General features: G+C 68.6%; 14 protein-coding genes. 8 read left to right on the top strand and 6 right to left on the bottom strand.

Features of this window, described 5'->3' with window-relative positions; translation table 11 throughout:
• Nucleotides 1-25: 25 nt before the first annotated feature.
• The gene (locus E8A12_RS22280; protein ID WP_293373024.1) at nt 26-667 is read right to left on the bottom strand and encodes a YbhB/YbcL family Raf kinase inhibitor-like protein; all 642 of its coding nucleotides are present in this window, start codon (nt 665-667) and stop codon (nt 26-28) included.
• 108 nt (nt 668-775) lie between these two features.
• Entirely contained in the window at nt 776-1,729 is a 954-nt protein-coding gene (locus E8A12_RS22275; protein WP_293373022.1) for an aldo/keto reductase family protein, read from the bottom strand.
• Between the two features lie 251 nt (nt 1,730-1,980).
• On the opposite strand from E8A12_RS22275, the gene E8A12_RS22270 reads away from it, so the two are divergent.
• On the top strand, nt 1,981-2,217 hold the full coding sequence (locus E8A12_RS22270; RefSeq protein WP_293373020.1) for a hypothetical protein: 237 nt from the start codon (nt 1,981-1,983) through the stop codon (nt 2,215-2,217).
• A 29-nt stretch (nt 2,218-2,246) separates the two neighbouring features.
• On the opposite strand, the gene E8A12_RS22265 is transcribed toward E8A12_RS22270, so the two are convergent.
• Nucleotides 2,247-2,945 carry a DJ-1/PfpI family protein gene (locus E8A12_RS22265; RefSeq protein ID WP_293373018.1) on the bottom strand — a complete coding sequence of 233 codons (699 nt, stop codon included), beginning with the start codon at nt 2,943-2,945 and terminating at the stop codon, nt 2,247-2,249.
• 83 nt (nt 2,946-3,028) lie between these two features.
• Here E8A12_RS22265 and E8A12_RS22260 point away from each other — a divergent pair, with 83 nt between their 5' ends.
• The gene (locus E8A12_RS22260) at nt 3,029-3,970 is read left to right on the top strand and encodes a GlxA family transcriptional regulator (RefSeq protein WP_293373016.1); all 942 of its coding nucleotides are present in this window, start codon (nt 3,029-3,031) and stop codon (nt 3,968-3,970) included.
• Nucleotides 3,971-3,972: 2 nt separating this feature from the next.
• Here E8A12_RS22260 and E8A12_RS22255 read toward each other — a convergent pair whose 3' ends face one another.
• Nucleotides 3,973-4,917, bottom strand: coding sequence for a cell wall hydrolase (locus tag E8A12_RS22255; protein ID WP_293373014.1), 945 nt, complete (start codon nt 4,915-4,917; stop codon nt 3,973-3,975).
• 397 nt (nt 4,918-5,314) lie between these two features.
• Here E8A12_RS22255 and E8A12_RS22250 point away from each other — a divergent pair, with 397 nt between their 5' ends.
• The 5 genes from E8A12_RS22250 to E8A12_RS22230 all read left to right on the top strand — a co-directional run bounded on the left by E8A12_RS22250 (nt 5,315) and on the right by E8A12_RS22230 (nt 9,962).
• The gene (locus E8A12_RS22250) at nt 5,315-5,515 is read left to right on the top strand and encodes a hypothetical protein (RefSeq protein WP_293373012.1); all 201 of its coding nucleotides are present in this window, start codon (nt 5,315-5,317) and stop codon (nt 5,513-5,515) included.
• A 210-nt stretch (nt 5,516-5,725) separates the two neighbouring features.
• Complete coding sequence (locus tag E8A12_RS22245) at nt 5,726-6,670, top strand: alpha/beta hydrolase (protein WP_293373010.1); 945 nt, start codon at nt 5,726-5,728, stop codon at nt 6,668-6,670.
• A gap of 127 nt (nt 6,671-6,797) precedes the next feature.
• On the top strand, nt 6,798-9,002 hold the full coding sequence (gene uvrB / locus E8A12_RS22240) for an excinuclease ABC subunit UvrB (RefSeq protein WP_293373056.1): 2,205 nt from the start codon (nt 6,798-6,800) through the stop codon (nt 9,000-9,002).
• 409 nt (nt 9,003-9,411) lie between these two features.
• The gene (locus tag E8A12_RS22235) at nt 9,412-9,609 is read left to right on the top strand and encodes a type II toxin-antitoxin system VapB family antitoxin (RefSeq protein WP_293373008.1); all 198 of its coding nucleotides are present in this window, start codon (nt 9,412-9,414) and stop codon (nt 9,607-9,609) included.
• A complete protein-coding gene (locus E8A12_RS22230) occupies nt 9,606-9,962 on the top strand; it encodes a PIN domain-containing protein (protein WP_293373006.1) in 357 nt (118 codons plus the stop codon). Before E8A12_RS22235 ends, E8A12_RS22230 begins: the two co-directional genes overlap by 4 nt.
• A gap of 38 nt (nt 9,963-10,000) precedes the next feature.
• Here the strand turns inward: E8A12_RS22230 and E8A12_RS22225 are convergent, their stop codons facing one another.
• The gene (locus E8A12_RS22225; RefSeq protein ID WP_293373004.1) at nt 10,001-10,807 is read right to left on the bottom strand and encodes a hypothetical protein; all 807 of its coding nucleotides are present in this window, start codon (nt 10,805-10,807) and stop codon (nt 10,001-10,003) included.
• A 262-nt stretch (nt 10,808-11,069) separates the two neighbouring features.
• Here E8A12_RS22225 and E8A12_RS22220 point away from each other — a divergent pair, with 262 nt between their 5' ends.
• Complete coding sequence (locus tag E8A12_RS22220; RefSeq protein WP_293373002.1) at nt 11,070-11,366, top strand: hypothetical protein; 297 nt, start codon at nt 11,070-11,072, stop codon at nt 11,364-11,366.
• A 115-nt stretch (nt 11,367-11,481) separates the two neighbouring features.
• Here the strand turns inward: E8A12_RS22220 and E8A12_RS22215 are convergent, their stop codons facing one another.
• Nucleotides 11,482-11,754 carry a GNAT family N-acetyltransferase gene (locus tag E8A12_RS22215; protein ID WP_293372984.1) on the bottom strand — a complete coding sequence of 91 codons (273 nt, stop codon included), beginning with the start codon at nt 11,752-11,754 and terminating at the stop codon, nt 11,482-11,484.
• Between the last annotated feature and the right edge of the window lie 203 nt (nt 11,755-11,957).

Below are 11,957 nucleotides of genomic sequence, written 5' to 3'. Positions count from 1 at the left end.
CAACCGTAGCGTCGCAGAGATTCCGCTAGGTCTTGGGAGGCGCGGGCCGCGGCGCTGGATCGGGCGCCATCGGATCCTTCTCGCCCAGGCCCACGACCTCTCCGCTCGCCAAGACGTGGCCGGCCATGGCGGCGGTGAGAGCACCGTAGTCCTTGCCCGGGTCAGGCACGGTGGTGTCGAGCGCAAAGATTTCGAAATGATAGTGGTCCTTTGGCCCCGGAGGGGTGCGAGGGCCGGTGTAGGCCTGCGCTGCGCCCTTGTAGTTGGGGCCATAGCTGGATCCGGCGGGCGGCGCGGTCATCCCGACGTCGAGCTTGGTCACGCTGGCCGGGATGTTGAACATTGTCCAGTGCAGCACCGGCGCGCCGCGCACCAAGAGGTCGTTGTCCTGCATGATCAGCACGTAGGACTTGGTAGCCACCGGCCCCTTGGTCCAGCTCAGGCCCGGGAAGGTATTGGTCCGGTACTGGGTGTTCTCGAAGGGGATGTCGCCGCCTTCCCTGAAGGCTGGCGTCGCGACGGCCAGCTTGGCCTTGGCCGGCATCAGGTCCAGCGCCGTGCGGGCCTCGGGCTGGCCCGGGGTCGAACGGCTGACCTGGGCCATCGCGGGCGCGGCGGCCAGGCCGAGCAGCGCGGCGCAGGCCGCGCTGCGGAGGGTCGTGTTCATCGGTTTCTCTCCCTGAGCCTTGTTATTTCTTCTGATCGCCGCCCGCGCTCGCGGTCCGGTTTCCGTATTGCGGTGTGGGCGCCGGGGCGAGCGGCGCATTGGCCGGACCTATGTCGTCGCCCGGCGGACGTCGGCGACGATGGCCTCGGCCTTGGCGAACAGCACTGGATCGACGGTCAGGCCCGAAGCGGCGGCGTTCTCCTCAAGTTGTTCGGGCCGGCTCGCGCCGACGATGGCCGAGGCGACGTTGGGTTCGCGCAGCACCCAGGCGAGCGAAAACTGCGATAGCGAGCAACCGGCCTCCTCGGCCAATGGCTTCAGCTTCTGAACCGCCTCCAGGATCGGCGGCTCCAGCCAGGATTTCATCGGGCCGCCCATGGAGTCGCTGGCTCCGCGGCTGTCGGCCGGCAGGGCCGCGCCCGGCCGGTACTTGCCCGACAGCACGCCCTGGGCCAGGGGCGACCAAACAATCTGCGACACGCCATTGGCCGCCGAGATCGGGATCACCTTGGCCTCGGGCCGCCGCCAGAGCAGGGAATATTGCGGTTGGCTGGAGACGAATTTCTCGACCCCCGGAAGCGCGAAAGCCGCCTCGATCTGGTCTGGCGACCATTCGGAGAAGCCGATCCAGCGCGCCTTGCCCGCGCGGACCACCTCGCTCAGCGCCGCCATGGTCTCTTCCAGCGGCGTGTTCACGTCGTAGCGGTGGCACTGGTAGAGGTCGACGTAGTCGGTGCGCAGTCGCCCCAGTGAGGCGTCGATCTGCTTGAGGATCTGGGCGCGCGACAGGCCCTGATCGGTGTCGCTCATCTGGCCGAAGACCTTGGTCGCCAGGATATAGCTGTCGCGCTTGCGCCCGGCGAGCGTCTCGCCAAGCACGCTCTCCGCGGCGCCTCGGCCGTAGACGTTGGCCGTGTCGATGAAGTTGATGCCCAGGTCGAAGGCCTTGTCGACACAGGCCCGCGCCGCATCCTCCTTCACGCCGACGCCATAGGTCAGCCAGGATCCCAGGGAGATTTCCGAGACCTCGAGGTCGCTGGCGCCAAGCTTGCGGTACTTCATGGGACGGATCCTGTGGATGGCCGACGGTCGGGCGGCCGCATAAGACCCCGGGGCGTCCGGTCGGCGCAAGCTGGGCTGCGCGGTCGTGGGAGAAGAGCCCAGCTCATGGACTGGCTAAGCCCCGATCAATCCGTCGCGAAAAGCGCGCCGGCATGGTGATCGAGTCCATTCTGACCCGGAGCGGACTTGGTCCGGTCATCTCGGCGACACGTAAGCCTTCTATGTGCGGGCCCTGAGTAGGGAGACCGGCGATGAGTTTCATAATCTCCATAAGGGCTGCGCAGGATGGGTGGAGCGTCCAGGGCGACACCATCGAGCATGGGATGATGTTCCTCAGCGGGGCTGAGGCCGAAACCGCGGCGCGTCTGCTCGCCCAACGCTATTCCGAGGCTGGCCGGCCTACGGAGATCGAGGTCTTTCTCCGCGACGGCAGCCTCGCCGGGCGCTACGTCGCCGTGCCCGATCTGGACGCGCTGGTCCTATCCTAGCGGGGACCCGGACGGACGAACGGGCTGCCTCAGGTCAACGCAAGCCGTCGCGCCGCCTCGTCTGCGGCGCCGCGGCGGGCGTCCACCAGCGGACCTAGACGCCGGTGGTACGCCGCCAGCACCTGCGGCGGCGCGAGCTCCGGCCGCCCCGCGTTGAACGGGGGAGATGGCGCGTATTCGAGCCCCAGCTGCACGGTCTGGGCGTAGTCCTCGCCTGCCAGCTCGGCCAGGACCGTGAAGGCGAAGTCGAGGCCTGCGGTGACCCCGCCGCCGGTGATGACGTTCCCGTCGCGCACCACCCGGCTCTCGTCGATGATCGTCCCGAAGGGCGCCAGCAGTTCGCGCCAGGCCCAATGGCATGCGGCGCGCTTGCCCGTCAGGAAGCCGCCCGCCGCCAGGATCAGCGAGCCCGTGCACACCGAGGTCAGGTACTTGGCGCCCGCGCCCAACCGGCGGATCTCGCGCATGAAGGCTCGGTCCAGCATGGCGTCAGTGGCGCCGAAGCCGCCGGGAACCAGCAGCAGGTCGCACCGCTCGACGTTGGCCAGGTCGGCCAGACCGGTGAACGTCAGTCCCTCGGCGGCGATGTCCGCTCCGCCCATCGAGGCGACGGTGATCTGCGCCTGGGGCGCGCGGCGCAAGACCTGGTGCGGGCCGGTGAAGTCCAGGTGGGTGACGTCCGGGAACAGCGCGATGACGATCTGCAGCGTGGCGGCGGGCGCGGTCATGATGGCCTCCTGAGGAATTTGACGAGCCGATCATCCCAGGTCTAGCGTGCGGCTGAAACGACCGTTATCCCTCGAAAGCCGCCATGCCCCGCCAAATCGCCTTCGTCGTTTTTCCCGACTTCCAGATCCTGGACGCTACGGGCCCCATCGCGGCCTTCGAGATCGCCGGCCGCATAGCCCCGGGCAAATACAGCCTGACGGTGTTGGCGGCCCAGGGCGGCGAGGTCGCCAGTTCTTCCGGCGTGCGGCTGGTCGCCCAGCCCCTGGACGAAGCGGATTACGACACGGTGGTCGTGGCCGGCGGCAATGGAAGCCGCAACTATGCGGGCCTCGAGGAAACCGTCGGGTGGCTGCGCGGCCGGGCGGGCGACGTGCGGCGCGTCGCGAGTGTCTGTTCGGGCGCCTATCTGCTCGCCGAAGCGGGGCTGCTGGATGGCCGGCGGGCCACAACCCACTGGAGCCGCTCCGATCATTTCGCCCGGCGCTATCCGCAGGTGCGCCTGGAACCCGACCGTATCTTCGTGCGCGAAGGCGACGTCTGGACCTCGGCCGGGATCACCGCCGGCATCGACCTGTCGCTTGCCCTGATCGAGGACGACCTGGGCGCCGACACAGCCAAGCAGACGGCGCAGCAGCTGGTGGTGCACCAGCGCCGGCCGGGCGGCCAGTCGCAGTTCTCCGCCCTGCTGGAGATGGGCGGTCCCAACGGCCGCTTCGCCGACCTCATGGAGTGGATCCGCGAGCGGCTGGCCGAGCCGCTGCATGTGGAGCGGCTGGCGGATCGCGCGGCGATGAGCCCGCGCCACTTCGCCCGCGCCTTCGCCGCCGAGACCGGCGTCACGCCGGCCAAGGCGGTGGAGCGGCTGCGGCTGGAGGCGGCCCGCGTGCGCGTCGAGGCCGGCCACGAGTCCATCGACCGGGTGGCGCTCGCGGCAGGCTTCGGCGATCCAGAGCGCATGCGACGCGCCTTCCTGCGCGCCTTCGGCCAGCCGCCGCAGGCGCTACGCCGGGCGGCGAAGGCTTAGCGTCAGGACTCCGCGGGCTGCTGCGTGACGACGGCGTCGGGGTTTTTGGCCGGCGCCACAACCTTTGCGGCGGCGTCCAAGCCCTTGACCGCCGCGGCCTTCGGCTCCGAAGCGGCGGCCGGCGCCAGCCCGCTGGCGGAGACGGTGACGTCCGAAGCCTTCTCCAGCACCGCGGTCGCCAGGCTGAGGTTCGATCCCGGACCGAGCGGCAGACCGGCCAGCAGACGGCGGTCGTCCGGACGGTTCAGCGGCGCGTGGGGATTGAAGCGGTAAAAGACGTGCAGGCCCACCTGGGCCACGCGCAGCATCTGCGGTCCCCAGTCCGGCGAGACATCGACGGTGTGGAAGTGCGTCGCCGCGCCGATGTCGGCCACCGCGACGCCGGAGAGCGCGCGCTCCGCCACGCGGCGGGCGCGGTCCCAGGCGTCGAGTTCACGCCCGTGGCCCATGGAGCCGTCGCAGGCGAAACTGAACTGGCAGCCGTGGGTGGCCGCGCCTTGGAAGACCACGCCGCAGACGGTCTTCGGGAAGCTGGGGTTGGCGACGCGGTTCAGCACCACCTGGGCCACGGCCGCCTGGCCGCGCGAGGTCTCGCCGCGGGCTTCGAAATAGACGGCCTGGGTCAGGCAATCGAGCTCACGGGCGCTGTCGAGCAGGGCCGCGCGATGCCCGACGGGCAGCCGCTCGCCGGGCCTCGACGGCCACGCCTGGGCGGGGTCGGCCTGGGCTTCAGCGGCGAAAGCGTCGTGCGCCCGGGCCAAGCGCTGGGCGGCCGGATCCAGGCGATCCATTTCGCGCTGCAACATGGTTTCCGAGAACCCGCCGCCGGCCGCTTGCGCGATCCGGACCGCACGGTGGTGGTCGCCAATGGCCTGAGCCATGCCGCCGATCAGATAGGTCGCGCCCAGGGCCAGGCCGATTCCGGAGCCCATCAAAGCGGCGCTCATCAGCCCGCGCCGATTGGCGCTGGCCTGCGTTCCTGCAAACAAAACAAACGTGTCCTGCACGGCGAGGGCGACTAGGCCCCCCGACATTGTCGCCGCGATCGCCCCTGCTCTTGCTGGCAGTGATCGCTGGCAGGCCCACCCGGGACTCGAAGGGGGTGGGCGACGGCAATTGGTAAAGAGGGTATGAACAACTTCGGCCGATTTGGCAAGCTTCCATTGCGCTGCAGCAAAGAACCTGGGTCTTCGGCGCCGGTTGTCTCCTTCTGAACCGTCGCCGTTTCTCACCGCAAACCACGGGCCAGTCTTGGGCCTTGCTCAGGCGGTTTCCCGGCCATTCAGGAACCGAAGCGGGGCCGTTCCGTTTGTCTGACCAACATTCGCCGACTGGAGATTCACCATGCGCAAGACGTTGAGCCTGATCGTCGTCGCCGCCGGCCTGATGGCCCTCGGCGCCTGCAGTAGCAGCACCGAGGAAAAGGCCGGTGCGGGCGCTGTCGCCGGCGCAGTGGTCGGCGGCCCGGTGGGCGCGGCGGTCGGCGGCGCGGCCGGCGCCGTGGCCGGGCACGTGCAGGAAGACTCCAGCAAGCCGCACAGCTAGGCCGCTACGGCGTCCGAAGTCCGGCCGCGTCCGTACATCCTCTCAGGGAACTGGGAGAGCGTACGGACGTGCGCCACATCTTGCTCGCGCTCGCTGCGCTGGCGGCCAGCGTTTTCGTCCTGGCGAACGCCATCAACGGCCATTAGGGAGCCTCGCTTCCGCTTACGTCGTAAACGATGCTAGGGTCTCCCAAACGGGAGGCTTCCAGACATGCGTAACCTGCTCTGCGCCGGCGCGATCGCCCTGGCGGCGGCCCTGCCCTTCGCGGCGACTGCCGCCACGGCGCACAAGGCGCACGCCGCCCACGCGGCGCCCGCGGCCAAGTACGAGGACCACTACGCCCAGAACGGGTCGGTGAAGATCCACTACGTCACCGAGGGCAAGGGGCCGCTGGTGGTCATGGTGCATGGTTTTCCCGACTACTGGGCGACCTGGAAGCCGCTGATGGCGACCCTGTCGGCGGCCGGCTATCGCGTCGCGGCCATGGACAACCGCGGCTACAATCTCTCCGACAAGCCGCAGGGCGAGGCCGCCTACGCCATGCCCAACTTGGTGGGCGACGTGGCCGCGGTGGTCGCCGCCGAGGGCCAGAAGTCGACCATCCTGATCGGCCACGACTGGGGCGCGTCGATCGCCTGGAACACCACCTTCGCCCGGCCCGACCTGGTCAACAAGCTGGTGATCATGGCCGTGCCGCATCCCACCGGGATGGCGCGCGAGCTGGCCACCAACAAGGCCCAGCAGGCTGGCTCCAACTACGCCCGCAACTTCCAGAAGGAGGGCTCGGAGAAGAACCTCACCGCCGAGGGCCTGGCCGGCTGGGTCAAGGACCCGACCGAAAAGGCTGGCTACATCGAGGCGTTCAAGCGCTCCGACTTCGGCGCGATGATGAACTACTACCGCGCCAACTATCCGAAGGGCGTTGGCGAGACCGCCGCGCCGCCGCCTGAGCCCCCGCCGGTCACCGTGCCGGTGCTGGTGATCCACGGCATGAAGGACACCGCGCTCAACGCCGCCGGCCACAACGGCACCTGGGACCACGTCACCGCCGACACCACCATCCTGATGATCCCGACGGCCGGCCACTTCGTGCAGCACGACGCAGAAGCCCTGGTCGACCGCACGGTGAAGGACTGGCTGAACGCGCGGCGCTAGTCCTGCTGCCACCTTGCTGTCAGCAACCGCGTTCGGCCATCTGGTGTTCGGGGGGCTGAAGACCTACCTTGCCCACGTGCCCCGCTCCACGACCACCTCAGCTCCGTCGCCCGCCGGCGTCGCCGACATGTCGGCCTCGTTCGACTACGACGAGAACACCATGCCGATGCTGTGGAAGCCGCACCGGCCGGACCGCCCCGCCAAGTCGGAAGGCGGCAAGCTGTTCAAGCTGGTCAGCGACTACGAGCCGGCCGGCGACCAGCTGACCGCGATCCCGGAGCTGGTGGCCGGGGTCAACGCCCGCGAGCACGACCAGGTGCTGCTGGGCGTCACCGGCTCGGGCAAGACATTCACCATGGCCAAGGTCATCGAGCTGACCCAGCGCCCGGCCCTGATCCTCGCCCCCAACAAGACGCTCGCCGCCCAGCTCTACAGTGAATTCAAGAGCTTCTTCCCCGAGAACGCCGTCGAGTTCTTCGTCTCCTACTACGACTACTACCAGCCCGAGGCCTACGTCCCGCGAACCGACACCTACATCGAGAAGGATAGCTCGATTAACGAGCAGATCGACCGCATGCGCCACTCGGCGACCCGGGCGATCCTGGAGCGCGACGACGTGATCGTGGTGGCCTCGGTCTCCTGCATCTACGGCATCGGCTCGGTCGAGACCTACACGGCGATGACCTTCACGCTGGAGCCCGGCCAGAAGCTCGACGAGAAGAAGCTGATGGCCGACCTGGTGGCCCAACAATACAAGCGCAACGACGCCGCCTTCGAGCGCGGCACCTTCCGCCGGCGCGGCGACACCATCGAGATCTTCCCGGCCCACTACGAGGACCGCGCCTGGCGGATCAGCCTATTCGGCGACGAGATCGAGGCGATCACCGAATTCGACCCGCTGACCGGCAAGAAGACCGCCGACCTGAAGGGCGTGAAGATCTACGCCAACTCCCACTATGTGACGCCGCGCCCGACGCTCAACCAGGCGATCAACCAGATCAAGGACGAGCTCAGGGAGCGCCTCGACTGGATGGTCGCCGAGGGCAAGCTCTTGGAGGCCCAGCGCCTGGAGCAGCGCACCACCTTCGACGTGGAGATGATCCAGGCGACGGGATCGTGCGCCGGCATCGAGAACTACAGCCGCTACCTCACCGGCCGGCGCACCGGCGAGCCGCCGCCGACCTTCTTCGAATACATCCCCGAAAACGCCCTCTTGTTCGTCGACGAAAGCCACCAGACCGTGCCGCAGATCGGCGGCATGTACCGCGGCGACTACCGCCGCAAGTTCACCCTGGCCGAGTATGGCTTTCGCCTGCCCAGCGCCATGGACAACCGCCCGCTCAAGTTCGAGGAGTGGGAGGCCATGCGCCCGGACACGGTGCACGTCTCGGCCACCCCCGGCCCCTGGGAGATGGAGCGCACCGGCGGGGTGTTCACCGAGCAGGTGATCCGCCCCACCGGCCTGATCGACCCGCCGGTGGAGATCAAGCCGGTCTCCAAGGGCGGCTTTTCCCAGGTGGACGACGTCATCGACCAGGTGCGCCAGGTGGCCAAGGCCGGCTACCGCTCGCTGATCACCGTGCTGACCAAGAAGATGGCCGAGGACCTGACGGAGTACATGCACGAGCAGGGCCTGCGCGTGCGCTACATGCACTCCGACGTCGACACGCTCGAGCGGATCGAGATCATCCGCGACCTGCGCCTGGGGGCCTTCGACGCGCTCGTCGGCATCAACCTGCTGCGCGAGGGCCTGGACATCCCCGAGTGCGGCCTGGTGGCCATTCTCGACGCCGACAAGGAAGGCTTCCTGCGCTCGGAGACGTCGCTGATCCAGACGATCGGGCGCGCGGCGCGCAACGTCGACGGCCGGGTGATCCTCTACGCCGACAGCGTCACCGGCTCCATGGAACGCGCCATGGCCGAGACCAAGCGCCGCCGCGAGAAGCAGGAAGAATACAACACCGAGCACGGCATCACGCCGGCCAGCATCAAGTCCCGCATCAAGGACATCCTGGCCTCGCCGTACGAGAAAGACCGCGTCACCGTGCCGGTGGGCGTCGCCGAGGATGGCTCCAAGCCCTTCCTGGGCGACAACTTCAAGGCCACGCTCAAGGACCTGGAAGGCCGCATGCGCGCGGCTGCGTCGAACCTGGAGTTCGAGGAGGCCGCCCGCCTGCGCGACGAGATCAAGCGCCTGAAGATGCTCGACCTGGAGTTCGCCAACGAACTGCTCACCGCCCCCGGCGAAGAGGTCGACCGCGGCGCGGTGAAACGCGTCAAGGCCGAGGCCCGCGCCGAGGCCGCCGAACGGTTTCGGAAGGGGCGGCTTTAGCGGCGCAGATGCTCCCCCTCTGGGGAGCTGTCGCGAAGCGACTGAGGAGGCTTCACCCGAGGTCGGCGCAGGCTTGAATCCCCCGACCGTCTGAGCGGAAGCCCCTCCGGCCCTTCGGGCCACCTCCCCTACGGGGGAGGACCTGGGGACCTTTGCCAGTTCGTGCGATGGCAGGGCAGGCTCAGGCCCCATCGGACTGCCATTTCCGCGCGCGAACGCCCACGGCGCGTCACGCCGTTCGCCGGCAACTCACCCCGTCAAAGACTCTTAGTTCTGGTTTTGTTCACAGTCGACTGCGGCTGGCCGAGAGTCCAGGATTCTCGCCATCCCGTGGATGGAGGCAGAGCCGGTAGGCATGGATTATGGCATCATATGATGCTATCTTTCGTGCATCCATGGGAGACCCATCATGCGGACCACGCTCGCGATCGACGACGACCTGCTCCTGGAAGCGCAGGACCTTACCGGCGTGAGGGAGAAGTCTGCCCTGGTCCGTGAGGCCCTGGTGGCGTTGATCGCGCGGGAGAGCGCTCGGCGACTGGCTCGGTTGGGCGGGAGCCAGCCGAACCTCAAACCCGTGCCACGGCGCCGGTCTGACGCCGCTTGATCCTCGCCGACACATCCATCTGGATCGATCATTTTCACAAGGGAGACGCGGAGTTTGGCGCGCACTTGGACGCCGGGGAGGTGCTGATCCATCCGTTTGTGATTGGCGAGCTCGCCGTCGGAAATCTCAGCTCTCGCGAGGGCATCCTTCGGGCCCTCAGTCGACTGCCGGCGGCGAATGTCGCCCGGCACGAGGAGATCTTGGCGCTGATCTCACGCGAACGGCTCTACGGGCTTGGGCTTGGCTATGTCGACGTCGCGCTGCTGGCCTCCGTTCGGCTGACGCCGGACGCCTGGCTACGGACACGGGACCGACGTCTCCAGACGGTCGCTGACCGGCTCGCGGCGTTCTGAGAGCGGCGTCCTGCGGCGGCGGCGCCTCGGTTGGCGCGTCAATGCCTAAGCGTGTCGCCCGTCCGCGCCCGGTAGAGCAGGGCCGCCATGGCGCGTTCCAAGAGGTGGACGGGCGGACCGATCAGGGCGAAGAGCGCCTCGGTCGTCGGCGAGATCTGCCCCAGTCCTGGGTGACGGGACGCGCCGCTCAAGAGCGTGAAGCCGGTGGTCGCCAGCGTCAGCGGCACGTTGACCAGGATCACCGCGGCCACGAAGCCCAGGACATAGCCGTCCATCAGGCTGAAGGAACGGCGCGGCGTCATGGCCGCCTCTCCGGCCAGGGCGCCGATCGGCCAGAGCAGCAGCCGAGTGAAGAGCCAGGCCTGGATCAGCAACTGGGCGAGGAGGATGAGGCCGTAGAGGGCGACGCCGCCCGGGTTTGCGTACCCTGGCTGTTCGAAGGCGATCAGCCGGCTCAAGGCGAAGGACACCAGGTCGGCGGCGATCAGCAGGCCTGTGCAGATCCAGAACCCGCGGTCCGGCGCGCGCCAGGGCCGGCCGCCGCCCAGGAACAGCCGCAGCGCCAGCGCCCCCAGAACCGCGCCGGGGATCACGTTCGCCAGCTCGAAGCCCAGCCAGGCCGGCGACAGGCCGGTATACAGCAGTGCGATCGGGTTGGCGGGGCGCACGGCCTGGGTCGCGAACACCAGCGCCGCGCCCGCCGCCCACAGCACTGCGACCTCGACCGGGCGCCGCATCATGGCCCGCGCGCCGGCGGCGATCAGCGAGAAGCTGTTGGCCGGATCGGCCGGGCCGTCGTCCCGCGGCGTCTCCGGTTTCGCGGACCCGCCATCGATGCTCGTCATGGCCGCACACTCCCGCCCGCGAGTGGAGCAAGAGCGTCGCACGCGGTCAACCGGAAGGCGAACGCGAGGATCGCCGCCGCCGCCCCCCCCTGTGTCCCCCAAACCCCACCGCGCCATCAACCGGCGCCGTTCATGCTGGCGTCAGGGAACCTGTGCTGTGCTCGTCCGTATTCGAGACAACAGGCCTGGGCGGCCTCTCAGCGGTTCATGGTGAACGGCGGGCGGCCCAAGACCTGAGGTTGGGGATTTGAGGTATTACCGCATGTCACCGTCTCTATCCGTGGTCGCCGATAACGACCTGAAAACTGTCAGGCCCGAAACCGCGCGGGCCGAAACCGTCGCCGAGCGCGTCCGTCGACTGCAGGCCGAGGCTCGCCAGTTGGCCAAGGACCACATCGGCTCGCTGATCGCGGCCATGTCCGACGTCGAGAAGATGGCCGCCGAGATCGCCGACGGCGGCGAGGCCTACCCGGCCGGCGTCCGTGACCTGGCGCGCCGCTTCGTCGAGGACTGCGAGGCCAAGGTGCAGACCCTGGAAGCGATCACCGCGCGGACTTGAGGGGCGGTCCACCGCTCATCCCCGCGAAGGCAGGGATGAGCGAACATTGGGGGGCGTTTGAGCGGATGCCCCCTTCGTCGCCGTCGGCGACGCCTCCCCCTGACGGGGAGGATATTTATCCCACCAGGTCGCCGAATTCCTTGCTGCGCCTGAGCCAGGCGGCGGCGTAGCCGCAGATGGGGGTGATGCGCAGGTGTCTGTCTCGGGCGTCGGCGCTGAGGGCGGCCATCAGGCGACCTGAGGCCCCCGTGCCTCTCAGTTCCGGCGGGGCGAAGACGTAGTCGATGTAGAGGCGGTCTCCGTCGCGGCGGTAGTCGGCGTAGGCGGTGGCGCCCTGCTCGTCCATCTCGTAACGGGCGCCGGTGTCACGCAATTCGGATGCCGACATAACTGGGTTCTCCTGAAGCTGGGTCTCGTCTAGCGTCGTCCTCAAACTGGGCATGGGACGGGAGGGTTCAAGATGACACGCGCGATCCTGATCTGCGGCGCGGCGGTGCTGGCGCTGGGCGCCTGTTCCAAGAAGAGCGATACGGCCACCGGGAGCACGGCGCCGGCCAACGCGACGGCCCCGGCGGCGCCGGCGGCGCCGGC

The sequence above is a fragment of the Phenylobacterium sp. genome (assembly GCF_004799395.1).
Lineage (GTDB): Bacteria > Pseudomonadota > Alphaproteobacteria > Caulobacterales > Caulobacteraceae > Phenylobacterium.
Note: the sequence above shows the minus strand (reverse complement) of the source record. Positions and strands in the feature narration are given on the sequence as shown.

Excerpts from the sequence above, each read along its gene's own strand:
- E8A12_RS22280 (WP_293373024.1), bottom strand. The coding sequence starts at position 667 with ATGAACACGACCCTCCGCAGCGCGGCCTGCGCCGCGCTGCTCGGCCTG.
- E8A12_RS22275 (WP_293373022.1), bottom strand. The coding sequence starts at position 1,729 with ATGAAGTACCGCAAGCTTGGCGCCAGCGACCTCGAGGTCTCGGAAATC.
- E8A12_RS22270 (WP_293373020.1), top strand. The coding sequence starts at position 1,981 with ATGAGTTTCATAATCTCCATAAGGGCTGCGCAGGATGGGTGGAGCGTC.
- E8A12_RS22265 (WP_293373018.1), bottom strand. The coding sequence starts at position 2,945 with ATGACCGCGCCCGCCGCCACGCTGCAGATCGTCATCGCGCTGTTCCCG.
- E8A12_RS22260 (WP_293373016.1), top strand. The coding sequence starts at position 3,029 with ATGCCCCGCCAAATCGCCTTCGTCGTTTTTCCCGACTTCCAGATCCTG.
- E8A12_RS22255 (WP_293373014.1), bottom strand. The coding sequence starts at position 4,917 with ATGAGCGCCGCTTTGATGGGCTCCGGAATCGGCCTGGCCCTGGGCGCG.
- E8A12_RS22250 (WP_293373012.1), top strand. The coding sequence starts at position 5,315 with ATGCGCAAGACGTTGAGCCTGATCGTCGTCGCCGCCGGCCTGATGGCC.
- E8A12_RS22245 (WP_293373010.1), top strand. The coding sequence starts at position 5,726 with ATGCGTAACCTGCTCTGCGCCGGCGCGATCGCCCTGGCGGCGGCCCTG.
- uvrB (WP_293373056.1), top strand. The coding sequence starts at position 6,798 with ATGTCGGCCTCGTTCGACTACGACGAGAACACCATGCCGATGCTGTGG.
- E8A12_RS22235 (WP_293373008.1), top strand. The coding sequence starts at position 9,412 with ATGCGGACCACGCTCGCGATCGACGACGACCTGCTCCTGGAAGCGCAG.
- E8A12_RS22225 (WP_293373004.1), bottom strand. The coding sequence starts at position 10,807 with ATGACGAGCATCGATGGCGGGTCCGCGAAACCGGAGACGCCGCGGGAC.
- E8A12_RS22220 (WP_293373002.1), top strand. The coding sequence starts at position 11,070 with ATGTCACCGTCTCTATCCGTGGTCGCCGATAACGACCTGAAAACTGTC.
- E8A12_RS22215 (WP_293372984.1), bottom strand. The coding sequence starts at position 11,754 with ATGTCGGCATCCGAATTGCGTGACACCGGCGCCCGTTACGAGATGGAC.